This is a genomic window from Bartonella sp. OD88NMGDW (assembly GCF_042193775.1).
Classification (GTDB): domain Bacteria; phylum Pseudomonadota; class Alphaproteobacteria; order Rhizobiales; family Rhizobiaceae; genus Bartonella; species Bartonella grahamii.
The window spans coordinates 14265-38998 of record NZ_JBHIMA010000002.1; the positions used below are offsets into that span (position 1 = coordinate 14265).

At 36.2% G+C, this 24734-nt stretch carries 15 protein-coding genes and 3 tRNA genes; 11 read left to right on the forward strand and 7 right to left on the reverse strand.

The window, feature by feature from the left end; translation table 11 throughout:
* The first annotated feature begins 882 nt into the window (after positions 1-882).
* The 7 genes from ACFIJR_RS01760 to ACFIJR_RS01790 all read left to right on the forward strand — a co-directional run bounded on the left by ACFIJR_RS01760 (position 883) and on the right by ACFIJR_RS01790 (position 7556).
* Positions 883-2073: an MFS transporter gene (locus tag ACFIJR_RS01760; protein WP_375653516.1), complete on the forward strand. Its 1191-nt coding sequence runs from the start codon at positions 883-885 to the stop codon at positions 2071-2073.
* A complete protein-coding gene (locus ACFIJR_RS01765) occupies positions 2070-3275 on the forward strand; it encodes an ATP-grasp domain-containing protein (RefSeq protein WP_375648676.1) in 1206 nt (401 codons plus the stop codon). The genes ACFIJR_RS01760 and ACFIJR_RS01765 overlap by 4 nt, the downstream gene beginning before the upstream one ends.
* Positions 3276-3298: 23 nt before the next feature.
* Complete coding sequence (locus tag ACFIJR_RS01770; RefSeq protein ID WP_375627401.1) at positions 3299-3424, forward strand: hypothetical protein; 126 nt, start codon at positions 3299-3301, stop codon at positions 3422-3424.
* 103 nt (positions 3425-3527) lie between these two features.
* The gene (locus ACFIJR_RS01775; protein ID WP_375627400.1) at positions 3528-3758 is read left to right on the forward strand and encodes a YqcI/YcgG family protein; all 231 of its coding nucleotides are present in this window, start codon (positions 3528-3530) and stop codon (positions 3756-3758) included.
* Positions 3759-3769: 11 nt separating this feature from the next.
* Positions 3770-4009, forward strand: a complete 240-nt coding sequence (locus ACFIJR_RS01780; RefSeq protein ID WP_375651625.1) for a YqcI/YcgG family protein — start codon at positions 3770-3772, stop codon at positions 4007-4009.
* Positions 4002-4325 (forward strand): cupin domain-containing protein, encoded by a 324-nt coding sequence (locus ACFIJR_RS01785; protein WP_375651626.1) that lies wholly within the window; start codon positions 4002-4004, stop codon positions 4323-4325. Before ACFIJR_RS01780 ends, ACFIJR_RS01785 begins: the two co-directional genes overlap by 8 nt.
* Positions 4326-6356: 2031 nt before the next feature.
* A complete protein-coding gene (locus tag ACFIJR_RS01790; RefSeq protein WP_375627398.1) occupies positions 6357-7556 on the forward strand; it encodes an MFS transporter in 1200 nt (399 codons plus the stop codon).
* 451 nt (positions 7557-8007) lie between these two features.
* On the opposite strand, the gene ACFIJR_RS01795 is transcribed toward ACFIJR_RS01790, so the two are convergent.
* The 4 genes from ACFIJR_RS01795 to rplU form a co-directional block, all read right to left on the reverse strand.
* A tRNA-Ser gene (locus tag ACFIJR_RS01795) sits at positions 8008-8097 on the reverse strand.
* Positions 8098-8574: 477 nt separating this feature from the next.
* Positions 8575-11106, reverse strand: a complete 2532-nt coding sequence (gene ptsP, locus ACFIJR_RS01800; protein ID WP_375653348.1) for a phosphoenolpyruvate--protein phosphotransferase — start codon at positions 11104-11106, stop codon at positions 8575-8577.
* A gap of 1416 nt (positions 11107-12522) precedes the next feature.
* Positions 12523-12792 carry a 50S ribosomal protein L27 gene (rpmA, locus tag ACFIJR_RS01805; RefSeq protein WP_273787451.1) on the reverse strand — a complete coding sequence of 90 codons (270 nt, stop codon included), beginning with the start codon at positions 12790-12792 and terminating at the stop codon, positions 12523-12525.
* 12 nt (positions 12793-12804) lie between these two features.
* A complete protein-coding gene (rplU, locus tag ACFIJR_RS01810) occupies positions 12805-13284 on the reverse strand; it encodes a 50S ribosomal protein L21 (protein ID WP_273787452.1) in 480 nt (159 codons plus the stop codon).
* Positions 13285-13569: 285 nt separating this feature from the next.
* Between rplU and ACFIJR_RS01815 the strand changes: the two genes are divergently transcribed.
* Positions 13570-13659, forward strand: a tRNA-Ser gene (locus ACFIJR_RS01815).
* Positions 13660-13974: 315 nt separating this feature from the next.
* Here the strand turns inward: ACFIJR_RS01815 and pgi are convergent.
* From pgi to ACFIJR_RS01830, 3 genes are all read right to left on the reverse strand, one after another.
* On the reverse strand, positions 13975-15639 hold the full coding sequence (gene pgi / locus ACFIJR_RS01820) for a glucose-6-phosphate isomerase (RefSeq protein WP_375651630.1): 1665 nt from the start codon (positions 15637-15639) through the stop codon (positions 13975-13977).
* A gap of 189 nt (positions 15640-15828) precedes the next feature.
* Positions 15829-18966, reverse strand: a complete 3138-nt coding sequence (locus ACFIJR_RS01825) for an efflux RND transporter permease subunit (protein ID WP_375653351.1) — start codon at positions 18964-18966, stop codon at positions 15829-15831.
* Positions 18963-20102 (reverse strand): efflux RND transporter periplasmic adaptor subunit, encoded by a 1140-nt coding sequence (locus tag ACFIJR_RS01830; RefSeq protein WP_375651632.1) that lies wholly within the window; start codon positions 20100-20102, stop codon positions 18963-18965. Before ACFIJR_RS01830 ends, ACFIJR_RS01825 begins: the two co-directional genes overlap by 4 nt.
* Before the next feature lie 367 nt (positions 20103-20469).
* Here ACFIJR_RS01830 and ACFIJR_RS01835 point away from each other — a divergent pair.
* From ACFIJR_RS01835 to rpsU, 3 genes are all read left to right on the forward strand, one after another.
* A tRNA-Arg gene (locus ACFIJR_RS01835) sits at positions 20470-20546 on the forward strand.
* Between the two features lie 680 nt (positions 20547-21226).
* Positions 21227-22900: a formate--tetrahydrofolate ligase gene (locus ACFIJR_RS01840; RefSeq protein WP_375653353.1), complete on the forward strand. Its 1674-nt coding sequence runs from the start codon at positions 21227-21229 to the stop codon at positions 22898-22900.
* A 187-nt stretch (positions 22901-23087) separates the two neighbouring features.
* Positions 23088-23321, forward strand: coding sequence for a 30S ribosomal protein S21 (gene rpsU / locus ACFIJR_RS01845; RefSeq protein ID WP_012754552.1), 234 nt, complete (start codon positions 23088-23090; stop codon positions 23319-23321).
* Positions 23322-24734 lie beyond the last annotated feature (1413 nt).

Sequence of the window (24734 nt, forward strand, 5' to 3'; positions counted from 1 at the left end):
ACTTAAAATGAGCTTAAGCATTTGTAAAAAAATATATTTTTTGCTCACACTACATACCCTACCATTTCTTAACGAATTCTAGTAGAGTTTCTGAGGATTACTCCTATAACGTCGTGTAAGTGTATAGAAATGAGTTCGATCTCAGTATATTATTGTCCCTTAAGAGCTGCTACTAGATTGCGCTCCATAGGAAGCTAATGAAATCAATTCTATCTTTTCTCAAACCGCTGCCCACGCCATAAGCATTTGATATCCGATTCCGTTAAAAAGCAGCAGAGCAATTCTCAGAAAACATCGCTGAGATATTGAAATATGTCTTGCAAAAGCGTTTAAATCAAATGTTTCACTATATTTTCAATATATTCATAAACTGAAATTAAGAATTATTATAATAAGCCTTCAAACAACAACATCAAAATCAACCGTAACAAAGCCTCCTAAAACTGAACCAATAATACCTTTCTATGAAAAAGACTACCATGTAAAGACTTTAATACAACCGCATACCTTAGCGCTAATGCCATAAATGTTTCTGATAGATAACGAATTTTGTTGTCACAACAACATCTAACAACGGTCAATAACAAAACCTCAACCTTGAGTGTAAACAAAATCAACTTGAAAGCGCAAAATATATCTCTAGGACATAGTTCCTTATTGGCAAGCCACCTGCAGTAAAAATACCAGCCTCTACCCTACTCATTCTCCTGAAAATAAGCTATCACTACCATAAACATCAGCGTTCAATTTTTCCCGATCAAAAAACTTGACATGCCCAGTAATATGTGTGCGTATTCATCATTCGTAAAAATGTGTGCTGATTTATAATACTGTGTGTTTTAAGAGATTCCGAAATGGGGGGATGATGTGCACAAACAACTGATGTTTCGGTTTTATGGGCTTGTTGTCCTGCTCTATCTCTCTGATATGGTTTTATTTTTAAGTAATCTTTGGAATGCTTATCGCATAACATCCTCATCGGTTTTCTTGGGCGTAACCATGGCTTTGGGCACCCTTATGCCCTATTTTTTGAAAAAAAGCGGACTTGTGCGCATTAAAGCCTCACTGCGGTTGGTCGATTTATACAAAAGGCGGATCATTATCTATAGCCTTCTTTTATTGATTGCACTTTTCCATTATGCTGATTCCCCCTTTGGTTTTATCGCTGTCTCTATCTCTATCGGCTATCTCTCTTTGATTACCTTAAGCACACTCGAGACTTATAATACTAAACTAGCGCTTAGTGGTTATATTAGCGCCCAAAAGGCTTCCCGCATTATGCAAACAGTGGTGCAAATTGGCGCCTTTTTGGGAGCAGCATTGAGTGGTTATCTCTTAGAAGCAACCAGCCCAAGAGGGGTAGCGGCTGAAATTGGCTATAATGGTTTGATTGTGGCACTTTGTGTGTTTGACATCATTATAAGCCTTATAGCCGGATATATCATCTTTTGCGATGAATATAAGGCTACAGATACCACAGCACCTGCAACCGATAAGAAGACAGCACCTACACCGCAAGCGGATGGACTCTCCCGTGAGCTTAAACTTTTATGCGTCTGCATAGGACTTATTGGCTTTCATATTTGCGCTTATAATACACTGGCAACCATTCTTTTTCAGAGTGTGAAAAATTTTGGCTCTGAATATTATGGGCTTTGCAGTGCGGTCGCGGGCATGGGCGCTTTTTTGGCTGCTTTTATCAAAATCCCTCGCTTTGAATTTATTCTCCCAGCCCTTATGTTGAGCGTGGCTGATCTTGTTTTTAGCACCACACAATCGCCCTATTTGGCTGTGGTCTTTTGCTTTTTTATTGGCTTTTCAATGAATACCATGCGAATTAATGCCCGCAAACATACGATTGAAGCGACTAAAACAGAGGCTCAAGCAGAGCTGGTGGGAAGCTATAGCGGCATGCTTTATACTCTCTCCCAATCGGCAGGTTATGTTATCCTTGGTCTTCTTACAAGCTCTGCCCTTATGGGTCCTCAAGCAGCTGTTTATCTTCTCCCCCTTATAGGGCTAATAATCTTTATTTATATTCTTTTCCTTTTATTGCAGCGGAACAAAGTATGAGAAAACCTATTCTTATTGTCGACCCTTTCTCCACGGGTGCCCTCTATGCCCCTGCTTTGCAAAAATTAGGCTATACTTGTTATGGTGTTGTCTCTCAACAAGCTCCTTTTTCACACTATATGCTTTCTTATCAGGGAGAGGGCATGGCAGAAGCGAAACTTCATAATGTAGATGAGATAAAGACACGCTTTCCTATCGGCGCGATAGAGGCCGTGGTGGCAGGCGCCGAGGTAAGTATTTATTGTGCAGATCAATTGGCGGCTTATTATGGTTGCCTTGGGAACAATCCCTCAACCACCGATTGGCGACGAAAAAAGGCAGCAATGCAAAAGCGCCTTTGTGAAAATGGTTTATCTTACATCCGATCAAAAATTCTTACAAAAGACAATTGTACTCTCGATGGTTTTGAAAGTCCCAGCGGCTATGTGGTAAAGCCGAATGATTCTGCTGGAAGCGATGGCGTTTTGTTTTTCTCCAGCTGTGAAGAAGTGGCGGCATGGTCCTCTAGAATCGACTGGACGCAAAAAAATATTTTTGGTGCACCTAACGAGACTTATTTACTCCAAGAAAGATTGGAGGGAGAGGAATACATCGTCGACGCCGTTGTAAATGGAGAGGCTATAAAGATATGTGCTTTATCGCGGTATAAAAAAGGTATTCATAATGAAAGTGCCTTTGTTTATGAATCTCTTGATGTACTTGATGCTCAAGATCCCTCTTATGCCCCTCTTATCTCTTATGCAAAACAATGCATTCGCGCGCTGGGGATTGAATATGGGCCCGCGCATATGGAAATCATGCAAACAGCTCGTGGTCCAGTGATGATCGAAGTAGGAGCCCGCCTCCACGGAGGAATTGCACCCACTTTATTCGCGCATTGCTATGAAGATGATTTACTTGAAAGCTCCGTTAACCTTATTGCAGGCGTGTTTTCGCAAACACCAAGTCGCTTTAAGAAAAAAGGGCGTATTATCTTTCTTATCAACGAGATCGACGGTCATATTATAAAAGATGTTAACGTATGGCAGCAAAAGCTTCATTCTTGGGAAAATGTGGTTCATTTTATGCTCTTTTTTAAAGAAAACGAGCCCCTACCCCTAACCATCGATTTAAATACCTGCCCAGCTATTATAGCAATTTGGGGACACAGTGATGATGAATTATCAGCTTTGGAGAGAATCATTCGTAGCAATTTCTTATAAAATACAACAATTGGGAGGAAAACATGGATTCAGCAGCGCAAATAATTGAAAATATAGATAAATATGAAAAATGGAAGCAGGTCGTTTTTAAAGAATTCGATGCAACCATGAATAACACAATTAGACCTTTTCCTGCCTATTCGGTGTAAATGGATACTCAAAAAATATGCTTAGATTTGGGTTCTACAATAAGTTGACCGCAAAAAATATGATGGAAGACCTGATAACTTATTTCGATAACTATAAAAATTTTTGAAGAACACATCTTTTGTTGCATTCGAGAAGCCTGCCCTCGTACAAAGTATCAAAGTTTATAGAGAAAAATTCTGGTCTATACTTAAAGATTTGCGAACTCTTGATGACCAAGAATGGCCTAAGCATATACCAAAAAATATGGATAATCCTCTATGGGAGTTCTGCTTTCATGGCGAGCCCATGTTTATAGTTTGCAATACCCCGTCTTATATAAACAGAATTAAGTAAGTTCTATATTTATGTTAACTTTCCAGCCTAGGTGGGTTTTTCCTGATCTGCTGGATACAGAACAAAAAGCAAAAAATGCATTCTCCGCTGTAACAAAAAGACTTGAACCTTTTGATATTATAACAAAATCTCCTTTTTTAGGAAAATATGGCGAACCCCAAAATAGAGAATGGACGCAATATTTCTTGCAAGATAATAATATTGAATCCCCACCTTGCCCATATCATATAATGGAGCACGATAATGACTAAATTTTCTAAAATTAAATTAAATAAAAATATCTATGATATATTCAAAATGATGCTTCCAGAGCAAGGATCAATAGAGGTACAAAGAGACTTTCCAAAAAAAATACACGATTGGCATATTCACCAGGTCGATGAAACTCTCTTAATTATAGAAGGAGGGTTAGATTTTTTCTATAGCGAAAAACGTATAACCTGTACACCAGGAGATATTATACATCTACCTGCCAATACAAGGCACAAATCAATTGCAGCAGATGTAGGATGCATATATGCAATTGCTACAGAAAATCTCACTATTGGAGATATTGGAGATAGGTAACTGCTCGCTCTTTAATGGATTCTTTCTCATATAGGATTTTATTCTTTTACTCCTACTTCTACGCCCCTAGATTCTGCGGAAAATAAGGCTCTGAAGTTTACGGCCCCTACCCCAAACCAACGTAAAAACTTTTCAGAAACCGCATTTTACAGCACAAAATAGAACGTTATTCTTTAGGAAAAAAATGGATCAAGCTTAACCGGTTAAACAACAAGAAAATAATTTTGTTTACAGCTTTATTATCAAGCATTCACGGATGGATTCTGGTATTATCTCTATCTGGAACTCCCTACAAGCATGAAGCAGAAAAGCTATCAAGCATATTTAGTATACCTAATGACAACTGTTATTACCATGCGTGATGGCTCTAAAATGTAGATGGATTTGAACTTTTAAATAATTTTTTTAACTCTTGCATCACTTTATTTTCCTACTTCTTAAATAATATTCAATAACTTAAGTAAAATAAATATTTTGGTTTTGGTGTGTTGTTAATCTAAAGCATCTGAAGAGAATATATTAAAGAGTTAAAGTATTTATATGTCGAAATTGAAGCTGACCTATTTTACCAAAAAAAGAACTATGATGACATAGGTGAATTTAGCTATTAATCTTTTGTTGCAAACAAGTAGAAAAAATTGCATAAGAACCTTTAACAAAAAGGATTAAAATTTATAGAGAGTTACAAGGTATAAAATAAAATTTGTTCTATCTGCGCTGCAATTTTTTCTGGTTAATTTATTCTACCGATATCATTAAGGCTTTCTTCTAATGACATTGTCTATCATTAGAGGGAGATATGTGATTGTTTTTCGAATTGTGACAGCACACAAATTTCGTGATTTATGTTGCCCATTAGAAAATGTTGGTTCGTTGAGTAAGTTAAAAAAAATACATAGAATTCCGTATAATGAAGTGTGTATGTATTAAACTTCTCAGAATGATCGTGTTAATAGCAATGTTGAAGGAGTGCCTTTTTTGGAAAGATTGTACAGCAATTACGAGTATCTCTAGGAAGAAAAGCGCTGACTTTTAGAACAGAGAGAAACATTGATCATAACAGTTTATTAAGCTAAACGCAGAATATTTATCCTAATAATTGATAATCGAATTGTAACAGAATAGACTTTTGATCATCATAAAGAAAAAGGTAGAAAGCGTATTTCTTTTAGTTAAGGAAGAGTGTTGCTCATTTTTCTTTCTAAAAGTAAGCAAATTCAAAGATAATTTTTTGTTCTTATAGTGGTGATACAATAATTGTCGAAGTCCGTGAAGGGGAGATTCCAATACATTGACACAAAGTTTAAAAAAGTTGAAATACTTAAAAAATCTTTAGTTCCTATGATGATTTAAGAATACCAGATTAGGATCCGAGCAATTCAAGAACTAAAAACTTTGTGATAATATTGATTTAGAATTACATCTTGTTCATTCAGACGAGATGAGCCAATTATTATATATCATAGAACCATATGGGTGGGGAATTTTAAAAAAGCTTATCCAGAATCTGACTTAAAGGTTATTGGAACTTTAGTAGTAAGATTGGCTTTGTCTCATGTTGCTCAAAAATAGCAAACACTCTTGTTTTGTCTAGACTAAATTTAGAAGATCTGCTCACTGAAGTTTTTATAATATTATGAAATGATAAAAATTTTAATATTTCTTCTTGTCCCGTACATGAAACAGATGCTATTTGTATTTGTTATCCTTTGCACCATTGTTCGAAATATATTTTAGATGGTTGTCATTTGAAATATGTCTTGGAAAATTATTTGGCAAGAGAGCGTACTTATATGTATTGGAAAGTAATTTCCTATTATTTGTCTCAATCTATGGGCGCAACGTTGCCAAGTATAGAATCCATACGGACAGATGACTTGCAAAAAATAAGTGCCTATAACGCATTTGAACTAAAATTTTGTGAAAAACTGGAATTTAGTACCGAACCATATTCGATAATGGAAAAAATCATAAAATGGCTTGAGTCTCTATTTAAGAGGGGGAAGGCTATTGCGTAATTCTGTTTTTCTTATGATTTTGATTGGTTGTTTGACGAGTTTTTGTGCTAGTGGTGTATTATCTATTGGCCTTTCTTTGTTACAATTCCAAGATACAACGGGAGAAGCATCTGCTACTTTAAATGTTGTTAATTTAATCGCAATTGGAATTGCTGGCTTATGTTTGGGGAATGTGTTGGCGCACTATCAAGGCTTTATAATTGGGTTTTATAGTCAAATTATTTGCGCTTGTTTATTATCGTTCTTATTATTTATGAACAATCCGGTACTTATTTTATTTGTATTTTTTTTACTTGCTCTCTTGATGGGGGCAGATAACCCAAATAACAATAGTGCCTTGAATCAGCTGGTTCCAGCTCCCAAACAAAAAGCTGGAATTTTTGCATTTTATACTAGTTGCTGTCAGTTTTTTGTTATTATATCCCCATTGCTTATATATTTTATAATTGCGCATTTGGGGCACAAAACAGCCATAGCCTTTATTGTGTTTATTTATCTTTTGAATGCCAGCCTATGGTTTCGTATAAAGTCTATACAACAAATAAACAGAGTAAAAGAGCTATTAAAAAAGCCATATCAAAAAGCTTATGGAGTTGGTTTTAGGTGCCTTTGGCGGGTTTCTGCGTTGCGTTTTTTAACGATTAATCGTATTTTGAATAATTTTCTCTATACGGGGCCTATTGTTCTATTGCCACTTGTTCTTGCATCTATAACATCAGATAATATAAAATTCACAGCTATTCAAAATTCTATTTTTGCTTTGTCAGCACTGGGTTTTGTAGTCAATGGTCTTATCTCATCCTATTATTTACGGAAATTTCCATCTTTAATTCGTTTTTTTGTATGGGGAACACCGGCTTTTGCAGTGATCGCAATCTCTTTTGTTTTATATTTAAATTTTACTCAATATTCCCTTTATATTATGGGTTTTTTATTAGGTATTGGGCAATTTTATTTTAGGGTATCGGGAATAACAATTGGACAAGCTATCACACCTAGTGAAAATTTAGCCGAGGTGATTTTGGCAGGCGATGCCAGTGTGCGCATCATAACGGCTTTATTCTCTATTGTGCTTTTATATGCAGAAAAATTTTTTTCATTTTCTATATTATATGTCCTGTGTATATTTATAGGTTTTTGCGCCCCTTTATTTATTGTACACGGACTATCTATTTACATACAAAGCTTAGAAATAAAAGAAAGCGCCGCATGAATGATCTTCAATTATTATATTACGTCAGCCTTTTTTTGATTATTGTATAGATAAAGATTTCGTACAAATATTCATGACATTAATTTTAAATGAGCACATTGCGTGAGAAAAGCTGAGGTGTTCGTTACCTCTCATGTGGATAAAACGCATTTATCCCGTTACAAATAGCACTATAATCGCCATTAATTCTGAAGCTTTATAAGAAGTTAGTGATAATGGCAAAAATCCTTTAATGATATTTGAAGAGATCGTTTATGCTAGATCAGGTTATCTAAAGATCGAGAAGAGAGGAACTTAGAAATTATAAAATTCATGGAAATTAAACAGCAATCTCTAGGTATACACAATGACAGACACAGATCAGCGCAAACTGGTCAATTGCAAACAGTAAAAAATCCTGAGCTTTTTAAGCTATATCATATCAAGCATATGAAAGTTCGTTTTAAATTAATGGCGGAGAGAGAGGGATTCGAACCCTCGATATGGTTTCCCATATACACGCGTTCCAGGCGTGCGCCTTCAACCACTCGGCCACCTCTCCAGAAGTCTCGCACTATACCCAGAAAGAAATAACGTGCAAGCCTAAATTATACATTCAAAGTTCAAAAAACAAATTCATTTATTAAAGTAAGAGCTTATATCTGTTGAATAACAAGCACATCCTTTCTTTTTAAGAAAAAACTTTTTCCGTGGATAGGTTTGTATAATACAATAATGGGAATAAAAAGATTGTCACATCTATCTCATACGGTGTCTATGAATGGTATAAAATCTATTGAATAGCATCATCTTTCCTTAAATAAAAAGTACAAGCCAAGTACCATCACGCTATTTAGCCTCTAATGTTGCAACATCCCTTGCGATTTGAGAGAATGCATAAAAGGCATTTATTCTTTCTTAAAGCGTTTTTATCCACACGCTACTCCTCCCTGTAACGTATAAAAGAATAATGTTTTACAGCACTAACGATCTGATTACTCTGCAAAATGAGCTAGCTCGTTCCCCTTAATGTTCTTTATCACCTTATATCCTTGCTTAGAGCACGTACAGCTCGTGCAGTTTCACATTGTAATGCTTTTTGTGCTAAAATTTTCATATCTTCAAAACTATGAGTCTGCAAACACGCCTTTACTGGAGAAATATCGCAAGATATCATAGAAAGCTCATTAATTCCCAACCCTGTCAAAATCATTGCACCAAAAGGATCTCCAGCCATACCACCACATACACTAACCCAACACTTATGTTGTGAAGCTCCCTGTATAGTCTGATAAATCATACGCAAAACTGCTGGATCAAGGCTATCCGCTTCAGACACAAGGTACGGATTTTGCCGATCAACAGCCATTGTATACTGTGTTAGGTCATTGGTTCCAATTGAGAAAAAATCAACATGGGCGCTCAACACATCTGCCATAATGGCGGCTGCTGGAACTTCGATCATAATACCAAGTTTTAATTTTGGTGCATCAATATCATTGCGGATTTCTTCTGCAATCTTTTTTATAGTGACAATCTCTGAAACAGACATTACCATCGGAAACACAATCCATAGATCTCCGCCTTCTTTTGCTGCTCGATACAAAGCACGTAATTGAGGCACCAAAAGATCACGTCGACGTAACAAAAGCCGCGTCCCTCGAACACCTAAAAAAGGATTGTCTTCTTTAGATAAATGTAAATGCGTAACCTGTTTATCCCCACCAATATCGAGTGCACGAATAATTAATGGCTTATCTCCTACAGCTGTAATCATCGCCCGATATATATTAAATTGTAGCTCTTCATCCGGAATATGAGGATTCTCTAAAAACAAAAATTCCGTGCGCATGAGTCCAATACCTTCAGCCCCCAAATCAAGCGCAACAGGAACCTGATTTGCGTAGTTGACATTAGCCATAATACGGATTCTTTGACCATCTGTCGTTTGCGCTGGTAATCTACACGTACTTATTTCACTGACACGTTTTTGCGCAACAGTATCAATATGCCTTTGAGCATCTTCAACGTCTTCAAGCGTAGGATCAAGGTAAATAAACCCGTTATCGCCATCAATAATAGCCTGAATATCAGACTGAATCGCTAAAATATCATCACCTGCAGCAACAACCATTGGAATACCAAGAGTACGCGCCAAAATAGCTGTATGAGATAATGGACCTCCCCATGCTGTTGCTAATCCTTTTACCCTTGTACAATCAAGTTGTGCTACATCAGAAGGAGAAAGGTCATTTGTAACCAGAATTACACCATGTGGAATATCATTTAAAAAGAATGATCTATAGGATGGATTGATTTCACCTAAAACACGTCGACCAACATCAACTAAATTAACAGCACGTGCTGCTAACAAAGGATTATCTACCTTAAAAAACATATCTGAAAATTGACGAACCGCTCTATCCCAAGACCAAGCGACACCATGACCTTCTGCTATAAAACGACAAGCTTGAGCTATTAAATTTTCATCTTCAAGCAAAACCATTTGCGCAGAAAAAATCGCAGCAGAATCTGCTCCCATACGCACTGTAATATCAGAAATCACAGATGCCATTTTATGTTTTGTTTTTGTAAGAGCATTTTCAAGACATGCTGCACCAGCTGCAAAATCAATTGGCTGGTCTATTATGGAAATATCATTTTGTCTTAAAACAAAAATCTTACCAAATGCTAATCCTGAACTTGCTCCAACACCAGAAATGCCTTTTTGCATAGAGCGTGGATACCAACCATGAAAAGCTTTTGTTTGAGATTCCATTGCTCTCATCAGACATTTTTCACTAATACTCACTTTTTTTGCAATAGCAATGGCATCATTGAGAAGTTGTGCTCCTTCTGCAGCATCTGTAGAAAAAATCAGAACATCACCGTTTTTTGCTCCTAATTGCAATAAACCAACTAAATTTTTCATTTCAACAGCATATTGACCATGGCGAACTCTGATAGAATTTTGAGCCTTTTTCGCAAAATCAACCCAAAGAGAAGCTGGTCGTGCATGAAGACCACTTGGATAATCTAACGTCCATTCCTGACACACCGAAAGGTCACCAATAAAAGCTTTTTCTATCTTCATATCTTGATCAAACAAAGTTGTAACAATTTGCTGTTTGTCCATAGTTGTTGCAAGTACTTCAAGCTGTTTTTTATCAAATAAAAGAGACGTCAATTTTTTACAAATTTCTCTATAACGATCTGGACACGCTGCAATAGCAATAACCAAATGTGCTTTCTTGCCATCCTGCCACTCAACACCAGCAGGAACCTGTATAACAGCAACAGCGTCCTTGATAATTAAATCACGATTTTCAGCCATACCATGAGGAATGGCTATACCATTTCCAAGCCAAGTATTGGTTGTTTCTTCACGTTCGAGCATGCTTGCCAGATAACACTTATCAACCGCACCAACCTGCACAAGCAATTCAGCAGCAGCATAAATTGCATCATTTTTATGATCAAAAGCAGCTGCAAGTTGTACAGATCTTATAGACAAGATTTCACTCTCGATAAAATCTACATTCACTGCTTCTGCTTTCTCACATCTCATCATGAATTCAAATTGCCTCACATTTGAACACCAATATCTCTGATAAATTCCTTTTCAAAGCTGCATTTCCCAAAATACAAGCTATAAATACCACGACAGCTCTCTTTATATTTTAGGAAATGTAGTTAAGTGAGGTGCTTAAATACCTCAATATAACCGATAATACAATTGGATATTATCATCTAGCGAAGTGCTTAAAAGTATAATAAGCAAGTTTGCCTCTTACTCTTCTACTTTACAAAGACAAAACCCCGATTTTTACAGCACCAATCACCTAAAAAACTATGTTTTAAAAACGCTCTCATTATCCCAAGTTATTCAACATAACTTTTCATTATTCTCCCTACAAGAAAGCATCCTTCCCAATCATCTGTAACTTCAGCTAATATTTTAACTGATTCCTCAAAGTTTATTTAACCTATTATTCCTCTTTATAAATTCATTACATAATTATAAATTGCTCCATGCAACTTATCATCTTTAAAATTCCGTACAGCTCATCCTATGATACGAAATCCTTGATATATAACATTTATATATTTTAAGCTACTCCTTTACTTTAATCAATATCGCAAACACACAATGCCCTCCGTCGCACATTTGCAAAGTACGAACATCACCCAAGCACTATCATCAACTACTAAAATCAAGAAAAACTCTACAAATAAGATGAATAAAGTAAAAAATGAAAAGCAGTTATTGCCTTAACCCTAGCTCTTATGCTTGTTTGTTTTCAAATAATGTACAATACAATAATAGTGAAATCAGAAAAAATATTCTTGAAAAGCGCTGATTGCAGATTGGTTATTTTTATATCTTTAAACACCGTCCTCTTTAAAAATATAATTTCACTCTCGATTTACCAAAAACTCCTTAATGCACGTCACTTTCAAAGTAGTTTTGACTGCCATCTTATGGATTTTTTATCCCTATATCCTTTTAAATGAATAGCATCACCTATCCACACCTCCACCTAAAAACAGTATGACAACTCATCAATACTACAATGCCAATAAAAAGATCCATCTTTATCAAAATGATTACATAAATAATGCTTTCATTAAATTTCTCATAATTTCCTGAAAACAAACTGCTTCTCTTATAAAGAAATTACTAGACACTTCTTCATGCATAAAAAGAAAGTCTCTCCTCATTATTATTATACAAAAATTTATCAACAAATTCTATCATAATATCAATACGTTCAGTACTAAATACTAACATAACACCGCACAAACTTCTCCCCCCCTCATTGAGAAAAGTCATTTCCCCAATTCTACCTTTTTCGTATATCTTCTATATTTATTATAGTACCAAAGCAAAAAGGGAAAGATGAGATTCTATCTTTCCCTTTTAATACTTATAAAACCACAACTACAATTTAATGGAATCCCGTTGATTGCTAGAGAGTGTTACAGATTACTCTGCTGCCTCCACCATAGGAATGACTGAAACATAGGAACGATCACCCGCTTTGCGTTGAAAAGAAACCTTTCCATTTGATAATGCAAAAAGCGTATGGTCTTTTCCAATGCCGACATTGTTGCCAGGATGCCAACGTGTACCACGCTGGCGAATAATAATATTTCCAGCAATAACGGTCTCACCACCAAATTTTTTAACGCCCAGACGTTTCGATTCTGAATCGCGACCATTACGCGAGGAACCACCAGCTTTTTTATGTGCCATAGACGCTCTCCTTTAATCTTTCTTACTCTTTGATGCTACAGACGCTTTCTTCTGCGACGCAGTCTTTTTTTCAGCCGTTTTTTTAGCCGTCTTCTCAACAGAAGCAGCATCTTTTGTTTCTTTTGGTGCAGTTGCCTCTTCTTTTATCGGCTTTGCAGCTGCTTTTTTAGGTTTTGAACCACCCATTAAAATTTCTAAAACACGAAGCTTCGTAAATTCTTGACGATGACCACGCGTGCGTTTAGAATTTTGACGACGGCGCTTCTTAAATGCGATAACCTTGCGCCCACGTGCCTGTTCTACAATCTCAGCTGTCACCAATGCATCAGCAACGACAGGGGTACCAATAACCGCATTACCTTCTTGCCCAACCATCAATATGTCATTGAATTCAACAACATCACCCGCATTTCCACTAACTTTTTCAACTTTCACCACTTGATTAGCAACAACGCGGTATTGCTTACCACCAGTTTTAATGACTGCGAACATTTTTTATCCTTCCGTTCACTCCAGCTCTTATTTAATTTCTGCCTTGAAATAAGGGAAAATAGGCTGCTTTTTATCAGTCGTAATAGATTTTAAAGAAGGATAAAACCTTCTTCAACACAAATATGCGCAGATTTCTCCACGCTCATGTTCCGTATATATGAAGGAATTTCTATTCTCTGTCAATAAAGTCCCATAAAAAAGAAAAAAAGGTTGTACCAAAAACAATTGAAGGTTATCTACCCCTTATATACTCAAATAGTGCCAATTTTTATTTCACTTTATTATGGAGAGATGGCTGAGTGGTTGAAAGCACCGCACTCGAAATGCGGCATAGGGGCAACTCTATCGGGGGTTCAAATCCCTCTCTCTCCGCCAAAGTTTATAAAGCGATATTATTAAAATGTCTTTAATCGTAGCTTGCCGGTGAATTCTGTATGTTTTTACCTAGTGTAGTTTATCAGCAGGTTTTGTACCAATCCATTTTTCAAAAGGTCTTCAAGACTTTTCAAAGCTCTTTATCGTTTGTGCGAATAAATTCTCATTTTTACAATTTTTTCACTTTTTTGTTTTATTTTACATAAATATAGTTCAGATAATAAGAGAATGCATAGTAAAATTGCAGAATTATCTCATATTTCTCTCTCATTCTACTTTTGCTTAGTTAGTACAAAAACTACTGTAAAATCATATTTATTTTGCACGTCTTGCTTGAATATGTGCTAGCAACCCTAATGTTGAACTATCACGATTATCCGCTTTACTTTCGCCACGAAGAATTGGTAGTAACTCGTTTGCTAATTCTTTACCAAGTTCAACACCCCATTGATCAAATGAATTAATATTCATTAAAATCCCTTCAACAAAAGTACGATGTTCATAAAGCGCAATAAGACGACCGAGTGCAAAAGGTGTTAATAAATCTTGAACTAGCGTAATGCTGGGACGGTTTCCTTTAAAACTCCTATGAAGTGCTAAATGATCTGCTTCACCCTCATCAACTCCATTTTTTATCAAGATATGCCGAGCATCTTCAATACTACGCCCCTTCATCAATGCTTTTGATTGTGCTAAACCGTTTGCTAGCAACATCTCATACATAGAATGTAAATTTTGCTCATGCCCTTTTATAAATAAAATAAATTCTACAGGAATAATATCTGTTCCTTGATGCAGAAGCTGAAAAAAAGCATGTTGACTATTTGTTCCTGAATCCCCCCAAACAATCGGACCACTTGAAAAACTTAATGGTTTTCCATCCAGCGAGACTTGCTTACCATTTGATTCCATATCAAGCTGTTGTAAATAAGCTGGAAAATGTATTAAACGCTGTGCATAAGGAATGATCGAACGTGATGAATAACCGCAAATAACACGATGCCAGAATCCTAAAAGAGCAAAACGAATAGGAATATTTTTATGCAAAGGCATTGTTTTAAAATGTTGGTCCATTTGCAATGCACCATTGAGAAATTGGCGAAAATTTCCACCACCTATTGCAAACATAACAACAAGTCCAATGGCCGACCAAATTGAATAACGTCCTCCCACCCAATTCCAAAATTTAAAAACTCTTGTGGAATCTATGCCAAATTCTGCTACTTTATCAAGCGCACTTGAAACAGCAATAAAATGCGTACCAATGGCTTCTTCTCCTAAATGTGAACAAATCCACTGACGTGCAACTTGAGCATTTACCATTGTTTCAGCCGTTGTAAAAGTTTTAGAAGCAATGACAAACAGCGTTGTTGCTGGATTCAAAATAGAGAGAGTATCAGAAATATGGGCACTGTCAGCATTAGAAACAAAATGACACTGTGGACCATCATGATAAGGTTTTAAAGCATATGTGACCATTGCAGGACCAAGATCAGAACCTCCAATACCAATATTGACAATATCACTTATTCTCTCGCCACTGTTTCCCTTATAGCTGCCATCACGCACCTTTTCAGAAAATCTTTCCATATCTTCAAGGACGTCTTGAATATCGCGAATAAGATTATGACCATCCAACATGAAAATTTCATCAGCAGGTAAACGTAACGCAATATGAAGAACTGAGCGTTTTTCAGTTGTATTAATAGCCTTACCAGAAAACATTGCGTCACGCCGGCCTAACACATCTGCTGCGACAGCTAAATCATCTAGAAGTTGCAATGTTTTAAATGTCACACCACATTTTGAAAAATCGAAAAGAAGATCATCGAGTCTGAGGGAAAAATGGGAAAAACGCTGTTCATCTTCTATAAAATGTCGACGAATATCATAGACCCCATCCTTTGCTGCATGGTTTCTTAAAGCTTTTAATGTGGCCTCAAAAGCCTTTTCATTTCGAATCGAAAAGCTATCTCCCATAAGCTTATCCTATACGGTTATTGATAATGAAATCTATGCCCAAACCATAACAAAGCAGAAAGCGTCTCCTTTATTGCTCGCTATTTTCACTGCTCACATGAAAATGAAGGAATATACAAAATAAAAGGATAAGATCCGAAAATGATATTTTTACAAGAATAAACTTTCAAATCTTTTCTATCAGATACATCATTTAACTTGATTGAGTTCTTTTATTAAGCGTAAATCTTCCTCTGCTTTCGGTCTTATAAACCGCCCTAAAAAAAGATAAACAACCGGTGTGACATAAAGCGTAAAAATAGTTGCTAAACCTAAGCCACCAACGATAACCCAACCTAAAGCTATACGAGCCTCTGCGCCAGCACCTTTGGCTAAAACCAAAGGAATACCTCCTAAAATGGCACAAATCATTGTCATACAAACTGGACGAAGTCGAATATTTGCTGCTTCTTCTACGGCTTCACGCACGCTTCTTCCCTGATCTCGTAATTGATCCGCAAATTCAACAATGAGAATACCATTTTTTGCCATAACGCCAATTAACAAAATTAGTCCAATTTGGCTGTAAATATTAAGACTCACACCACTTAATAGCATAGCAATTACAGCACAACCAATCCCTAATGGGACCGTAGCCATGATAATGAATCCTGAAATAAAACTTTCAAACTGAGCAGCCAAAATCAATAAAATAATCAAAAAAGCAATGCCAAAAACAATCATAAAATTGGAAGATGTTTCATTAAGCGTTTCAGCTTCTCCTAAGGGAACCACGTAGATTCCTTTTGATAACAAAGGAGAAGCAATTTTCTGTACAGTTTGATAAGCTTCCCCTAAAGCGATACCTGGAGCAAGATTTGCGCTTAAAATAACAGCGCTCATGCGTTTTTCCCGTTTTAATTGGGGAGCGATAGCTTTTTCATGTAAATGCGCAATAACCGATAAAGGAACATATCGATTGTCTTTAGTCTTTAAGAAAATATTTTCTAAATCACTAGGACTCTTCATAGAATTTTTACGCGATATCAATTTAACATCGTAAGAATGATCATCCACGTTAATGGAACCAATCTTTTTACCATCCAACATTGCTTGTAATGTATCGCCCAAATTGGTGATATCAATCCCTAAATCGGAGGCTTTTTTTCGATTGATTTCAATAAAAAATTGCGGTTGTGTTGCATCAACAGTAAGACGTGGTCGAATAAAACGCGGATCATCTTGTAAAGCACTCACCAGCTTATCAGCAATGGGTTGTAGTGTTGCATAATCGTTGCCAAGAATTGCAAATTGTAATCCTTGCCCAGTTCCTCTCACACCTAGAGAATTTCCCTCCGCAGCAAACACAAAAACTGCGGGAAACTGTCTAACCTTTGCATTAACATCTTTCACAATTTCTTGCTGACTACGTAAACGTTCATCCCAAGATGAAAGCAATAAAAGCAAAAAAGCAGTATTGGGTGAACCACCAATACCCGCAATAGAGTAACTGTTAGCAATCTCCCCTGCATCACGTAATGGCTGTAGACTTGCTTCAATTTGCTCTACCTGTTCGTTCAAATATTGTGTTGAAATACCTTGTGGTCCATTAATAACCAAAAAGATAAAAGCTCTGTCTTCTGCTGGCGTTAATTCCTGTTTCAGCTTCATATAGCCTCCAACACAAAGACCCGCAAAAATAAGTGAAGCAAAAACAACAGACCAAGGCTTTTCTAAACACTTATGCAAACTGTAAGTATATGCCTTATGAAAAAAAGTACCTAATTTATATAAAAAAGTAAAATAATGATGGGACTTTTCCTCTTTCTCCTCAACATGTTCTTTGAGAAAACGTGAAGCCAACATGGGACAAAGCGTTAAAGCAACAATTGAAGAAAGCAAAATAGAAATTGCCAAAACAAAACCAAATTCTCTAAAAAGCCCTCCAACTTGCCCAGGAAGAAAGGAAATAGGAACAAATACAGCCACTAAAGTCAATGTTGTTGCGACAACAGCAAAAAAAACTTCACGTGTTCCTAACACCGCTGCAGCTCTGGAACCTAACCCCATATTGCGCCATCGAACAATATTTTCCAGAACAACAATGGCATCATCCACAACAAGCCCTGTTGCTAAAACAAGTCCTAAAAATGTGAGAATATTCAATGAAAATCCCACAAGATAAATAGCTGCAATGGTACCAATTAAGGCAACAGGAAGAGATAAAGCAGGTATCAGTGTTACACGAATATCTCTGAGAAAAAGAAAAATGACTAAAATAACGCTCAAAATAGCAATGACCAACGCAACCTCAACCTCATGAAGGGCACTTTTAATAAAAATTGCATCATCATTAATAACGTCTATATGTACAGAAGAAGGAACAATACTTTTGAGATTATCAACAACGGCTCTTACACCTTGAGAAATATTAAGCGTGTTGGATTGTGCTTTCCGCACGATACCTAATCCAATACCCGTCTTTCCATTGACACGAAGAATAACCGTTTCTATATCCGGCGATAAAGTAACATGCGCAACATCACCAAGATGCACATGAGGCTTTAAAACAACTTGTTCAAAAGATTCTGGTGTTGTTAGACGAGCAGTGGCACGGACAACTAAAGTTTGCTTAGAATTGCGTAATGATCCTACTGGCACATCCGTTGTCATATCAGCAAGAACACGTGAAATATCTGCTACAGTTAATCCATAACTTGCAAGTTTTGCTTGATCTATATCAATCTGAAAAATCTTTGTGCGAGCACTATCAACCTGTACATCACCAACACCATCAACAGCAGAAATTGCATCAACAATCTGATCATTTACAATCGTTGTTAAATCATCAATACTCATTGTTGGTGACGTCACAACCAAATACATCATAGCAGCAGCATTCGAATCTGCTTTAATGATCAGAGGGGTATCTGCATTTTTTGGTAAAGAATAAGCAATACGAGACAGAGCATCACGAATATCAGATGCCGCTACATTCAAATCAACACCGACATTAAAATTGATTTGCACACGAGAGCGTCCAAAAGAAGATGTTGAAGAAATTGTCTTAACACCTGAAACACGAGAAACCGCATCTTCTATAATTTTTGTTACTTCACGATCAATGGTTTCTGCTGATGCACCAGAAAACATCGTCACAATCGTTGTTACTGGAGTATCAACATCGGGTAATTCTCTTACATCAACATTCAACCATGCTGCAAATCCTGCAATGACGATCATAGCATTTAAAACAAAAGTAAAAACCGGTCTGCGAATAAATAAGGCAATGAGACCACCTTGCTCCACCTTTGACATAGGCTGTTTTGTGCTTAATTCTTGGCTCATTGTATATCCGTTCCATAAACCGCTGATAATTGCTGTTGATGGGACTTTGGGTCATCAATAGTTACTTTACTTCCTGGATAAAGCATTTGCACCCCTTGAATGACAACTTGATCACCCTTTTCTAGGGGAGCTTTCACGAAAACCTGATCCGCTTTATGCTGAATAATTGATACGGGAATAGACTCTACTTTTCCTTCTCTCACACGCCAAACGAATGACCCTTTACTATTCCATTGAACCGCAAGAGGATTAACGACAGGAAAAGAACCACCATGAAATTGCAATACAACAGAAAAGGACATACCAGACATGAGCGTATCTTTTTCATTATTGATTTCAACCTGAGCATGAAGCGTGCGACTTTCTGGATCAACAATATTATCAATCGCATAAATATGGCCAACAAAAGATTTATCTGGCTGCGCAGTTAATGTTGCCGTTACCTCATCTCCTTTATGGATGCGCGACACATATCGTTCAGGGGCCCATATATCGACCAAAATACGTTCTCTATTCTCAATACGGCCTATTACAGTATTAAGGGTCACGTTATTCCCCACATCAACGGGAAAAATACCAACAACTCCAGGAATCGGTGCACGAATTGTTCGCCGATCGAGATCTAATTCAGCATTACGCAAAACTAAATTTGCGTTATCCAACTCTAAACGTGCTGTAATTTCTTGAACTTCCGTTGCTGTATTGCTGGAGCGTAATTTAAGAATGCGCGAAAGCGTTAATGCATTATTATCACGTTGTACTTTTGCTTTTGCAGCCGCTATTTCCTCTTTTTTAGAATCAAGCTTTGCAATCACATCATCGACTTGTACTTTTGTACCAGCAGATACAAAAAGCTTATCAATAACACCTGAGGATAAAGGGGTAAGATCGACTTCTGCAAGAGCTTTTCCACTCCCAAGAACGTTAAGTTGTTCATAAAAATCTTGAACTTTTACAAGATCAACAACAACATTCGCCGGTGGTCTTCCCATTTTTTCCTTTGAAGCTTTATACGATACTCTTGTTTTATCTACCATAGAAATGGGTTGTTCTGCACTCTTTTTTCCAGCCCAATAAGTAACCGTTAAAACGACGATTAAAAATACCAACGGAAAGCTCTTTTTTAATAACGCCATACATCCACCCTTGCTGTGTCATGTTCATCTGAAATAGTTTTCAACAGTAATATCGGCGTTTTACACAAAAACCAAACAGCGGGTGTATATATCTTACCCCCCACCGCAAAAAACACATCTCATCTTTGCTTGACTATCTTTCATAGATTAAAACGTCAAGTTAACTATCGTTCATATTGCTTTGTACGGTCACAACAAAAAATGATTATATCAAAACTAACTGAAACCATAATATATTATATCCTTTTTTAAAATATCTCATAAAAAAGAGAGATTTTTTTTATGACGCCCCAAGTTTCACTTGCATTTCTTTAATGAAACGATTAGGAACCCTTTGTCGTAGATAATGTAAAAAACTGAAATGTATGCACCCGTAGCTCAGCTGGATAGAGCACCAGACTACGAATCTGGGGGTCAGGAGTTCGAATCTCTTCGGGTGCGCCATCTATCAATAGTACCTTCTTATAAATTTAGGCTCTTTAAATTCTTTATTTTGTGATTTATTTTTGCCTATCTTTGTTTTTTGTATTTTGTTACTTTATTCTGTTGTGAGTCGTTTCTTTAGCCATTTTGCTAGAATAAGATGTTATGAGTCCTTCAATTCAGCTCCAAGGTGCTTTTATTAGCTAATAATCATAACGATTGCATAAGCAGCGTGTGTTGTTTTCTTTTTTCGATCTATGCGCTTGTTTTTGGTCTCTTCCAGATTATACTCTTTAATCAGTTAGATAATTTTTTGCGTGCTTATTTCTAATTTTTCCATAACTAGATGTTTCTGGATATTTTATTCCTAGCAATCCCATCTTAATAGGCACTTCAGATGTGCCGCCATAAAACACTTATGGTATCCATTAATATCATTAGACATTTTGTTGCAAACCAAAGCTTCTTTTCGAGATATTTTTAATTGAATTAAACATATTTTTACTGCTTAAAAGCAAAGAAACTCTTTTTCCTAAAAAACAATGAAACTCTTCTCGTGCTTCTTTAGCATTATCTCTTGCATAGCATGTCATCGACTTCTATGATATCCTAACACTTTCTGTTCTCTATGAATTCTTCTAATTAATCCATGGAGTACAGATCTCGAACATTAATAAAAGATAAGTTTAAAGAATTTTTCCATGCCTAAAACAGATATTGAAATTGCTCGCACTGCTAAAAAGCAGCATATTATTGAAATTGCACAAAAAATTGGTATCTCACATGAAAATCTCATTCCCTATGGCCATGATAAAGCTAAAATTTCTTCTGAATACATAAAATCGCTTGATAAAAATCCAGATGGTAAACTTATCCTCGTCACAGCTATCAACCCCACACCTGCCGGAGAAGGCAAAACAACAACAACAGTTGGACTAAGTGATGCTCTTAATCTTATTGGTAAAAAAACAATAGCTACCTTGAGAGAACCGTCTTTAGGTCCCTGTTTTGGTGTAAAAGGTGGTGCTGCTGGTGGTGGTTATGCGCAAGTCGTTCCAATGGATGACCTTAATTTACATTTTACCGGTGATTTTCATGCTATTACAGCTGCTCATAATCTTCTTGCCGCAATGATAGATAATCATCTTTATTGGGGAAATACTCTAAACATTGATCCACGTCGCATTGTTTGGAAACGCGTTCTTGATATGAATGACCGCGCATTGCGCGATATTGTTATTTCATTGGGGGGCATAACAAATGGTTTTCCACGCCAAACAGGTTTTGATATTACTGTTGCGTCAGAAATTATGGCACTTCTTTGTCTCTCTGAAAATTTAGAAAACCTTACACAAAGACTCAAAAAAATTATTGTTGCTTATCGTTATGATAAAACGCCCATCACCGTTTCTGATCTCAATGCAGAAGGTGCAATGGCAGTTCTTCTCAAGGATGCTATACAACCCAATCTCGTACAGACAATTGAAAATAACCCTGTTCTCGTTCATGGAGGACCTTTTGCCAACATTGCTCATGGTTGCAATTCAGTTATAGCAACAAAAACTGCTTTAAAACTTGCTGATTATGTTGTCACAGAAGCAGGGTTTGGAGCAGATCTTGGAGCAGAAAAGTTCTTCAATATCAAATGTAGGCAAGCAGGTATTGTACCAAATGCTACAGTGATCGTCGCAACTATTCGTGCATTAAAAATGAATGGTGGTGTAGATAAAAATAACCTGACAGAAGAAAATATCACCGCTTTAGAAAAAGGAACAGCTAATCTTTTACGACATATAAAGAATATGGAGCACTACGGTATTCCTTGTGTTGTGGCTATCAATCATTTTGACAGCGATAGCGATGCTGAAATAAAAACATTACAAAAAATAGTTGCAACAACTGGACACAAAGCTATTATCTGTAAGCATTGGGAACAAGGTGGAAAAGGCGCTATAGAACTTGCACAAGAACTCGTTACCTTGATTGAAGAAAAAGATTCTCATTTTAAAGTTTTATATCGAGATAATATTCCACTCGTTCAAAAAATTAATTGTATTATAACAAAGCTATACGGTGGGCGTGGCGCCATCATCTCAGCCCCTATTCTCAAACAACTTGAATCTTGGGAAAAAGAAGGTTTTGGCGCCTACCCTATTTGTATGGCAAAAACACCTTATTCTTTTTCTTCTGATCCCAAGCAATATGGTGCTCCTGTTGATTTTGAAATTCCCGTACGAGAAGTTCGTCTCTCCGCAGGAGCCGGCTTTATTGTTGTCATTTGTGGAGATGTTATGACCATGCCGGGACTACCCCATTATCCCACGGCTGAAAAAATTCATCTTGACGAAAATGATCAAATACAAGGACTTTCATAAATTTATAACCGTAAAATTTTATCATTCATTATAAAAAGTGTTTTATTGCAAAAAGAATAGAATTTTAAAAAGCGATATAGACAAATGTCTTATTTATATGATATAGGTGCTTGTCCTTTTGGATATGCCTTTAAAAGGACGTAGGTTTTTCCTATCATTTATGACACTGAAAAAAGCAGGATAGATAGTGCAAGTACTCGTTCGTGATAATAATGTTGACCAAGCGCTCCGTGCGTTGAAAAAAAAGATGCAGCGTGAAGGTATCTTCCGTGAAATGAAAATGCGTAGTTATTATGAGAAGCCATCTGAGAAGCGTGCTCGTGAAAAAGCTGAAGCTATTCGTCGTACACGTAAGCTTGCTCGTAAGCGTGCGCAAAGAGAAGGTTTTGTTAGTAACGGACGAACTGTTGCGGTAAAGTAATATACTTTATGCAATTGCGTAAGCAGTAGATAATAAGCTTCCAGAAAATTTTATCTTCATAGGCGGTTGCAATAAATTGCTTGTGTAGAGTTTTTTGTGTACAATGTTATCTAATATGTTAGTTATCTGGAAATAATAAAGTTTCTGTCATAGGGGTGGTTTTTTCATTCTTATATTTCAAAAAACAGATAACAAATTACGCTTTAGATATTTAAGCGACTTGTTCTTATGTGAATTGAGTGTAGGGTGTTTTATTATCACTTTTCGCTATAATTTTTCTCCTTCCGGATATCTCTTAAGTAACTGTTTCTTATGTATAAATTTCATGATGATTTTCTTTTTTTGTCATTAAATATTCTACATCTTTCGAAGATGCTAGATCAGATTGCAAAACAAAAGTAACTATCGCAATATGCGATTGTGTATACAAATATGATATCAAATGCATAATCCTCTTTCCCTTCAGTTATGTAACAAAACGATATAATTCCATAACTTTTTATATCCCTTGACTCTGTCTCTCTAAACGATGACGAATTTCAACCACTGCACTACAGATTCTTTTTTTCTTGTTAAATTTCTTCTATTCATCACTTATGTAATGACCCCCATAAGTGTATCGAATAAGCTCTTCTATTTCATTCAACTTTCTTCTATACTGAGTTATAGAAAAAGAAAATTAACAATAAACAGAGAAAACACTGTATTTTAATATGGATGAATGTGCCTTTTATTACCATTTTTAATGGAAATATATTTACAACTCAAATAACGAGTTAAAGTTTTTAACGCGTTGATTTATCGTTATAAGTAATCGTTTTTCATATTAAGTAATAATTCTGAATAACGTGAAGTTTCTCAACACCTTCTTATTTTCTCAACACCTTCTTATATTGAATCAATCAAGATTATTTCTTGTACATCATAAGCAGGGTTAGTATGCAAATAGAATAAAAGCTATTTAAGAAAAAAATAAAAATGCTTCTTATGAACGCCATAAATAATAAGAACTACGTAACATTGAGAGCTCGTAAAGGTATAATGGATCGAGCTTATCTACCATACCGATAAGCATTATCATGGCATGAAATTATAGTATAGCAAATTTTATAAAATGGATTATCACGAAAAACTGTCCTGTTAAAATCAGCCCTTCATATATCAATCTACTTCATAATTTTTCTCATATTTTTAAGCTTAACTGTTTTATTCATCGTATTATTTTGTCCATTCAAAACTTCTTTTCAAGCCACATGATACCCCCTTTACTGAACAGCTCTTTGTTCATAATATGCATACATGTACTTTTACTTCGAGAAACAAACTCAGAAAAGAGATGCAATACTTTAGCCCTAATTTCCTGTACAAAAATTGCTATGGACCCAGTATACTTTACTGTTTTATAACGCGTAC

Bases quoted from the DNA above. Each gene is read 5' to 3' on its own strand.
- ACFIJR_RS01760 (WP_375653516.1), top strand. From the start codon at position 883: ATGTTTCGGTTTTATGGGCTTGTTGTCCTGCTCTATCTCTCTGATATG.
- ACFIJR_RS01765 (WP_375648676.1), top strand. From the start codon at position 2,070: ATGAGAAAACCTATTCTTATTGTCGACCCTTTCTCCACGGGTGCCCTC.
- ACFIJR_RS01770 (WP_375627401.1), top strand. From the start codon at position 3,299: ATGGATTCAGCAGCGCAAATAATTGAAAATATAGATAAATATGAAAAA.
- ACFIJR_RS01780 (WP_375651625.1), top strand. From the start codon at position 3,770: ATGTTAACTTTCCAGCCTAGGTGGGTTTTTCCTGATCTGCTGGATACA.
- ACFIJR_RS01785 (WP_375651626.1), top strand. From the start codon at position 4,002: ATGACTAAATTTTCTAAAATTAAATTAAATAAAAATATCTATGATATA.
- ACFIJR_RS01790 (WP_375627398.1), top strand. From the start codon at position 6,357: ATGATTTTGATTGGTTGTTTGACGAGTTTTTGTGCTAGTGGTGTATTA.
- ptsP (WP_375653348.1), bottom strand. From the start codon at position 11,106: ATGATGAGATGTGAGAAAGCAGAAGCAGTGAATGTAGATTTTATCGAG.
- rpmA (WP_273787451.1), bottom strand. From the start codon at position 12,792: ATGGCACATAAAAAAGCTGGTGGTTCCTCGCGTAATGGTCGCGATTCA.
- rplU (WP_273787452.1), bottom strand. From the start codon at position 13,284: ATGTTCGCAGTCATTAAAACTGGTGGTAAGCAATACCGCGTTGTTGCT.
- pgi (WP_375651630.1), bottom strand. From the start codon at position 15,639: ATGGGAGATAGCTTTTCGATTCGAAATGAAAAGGCTTTTGAGGCCACA.
- ACFIJR_RS01825 (WP_375653351.1), bottom strand. From the start codon at position 18,966: ATGAGCCAAGAATTAAGCACAAAACAGCCTATGTCAAAGGTGGAGCAA.
- ACFIJR_RS01830 (WP_375651632.1), bottom strand. From the start codon at position 20,102: ATGGCGTTATTAAAAAAGAGCTTTCCGTTGGTATTTTTAATCGTCGTT.
- ACFIJR_RS01840 (WP_375653353.1), top strand. From the start codon at position 21,227: ATGCCTAAAACAGATATTGAAATTGCTCGCACTGCTAAAAAGCAGCAT.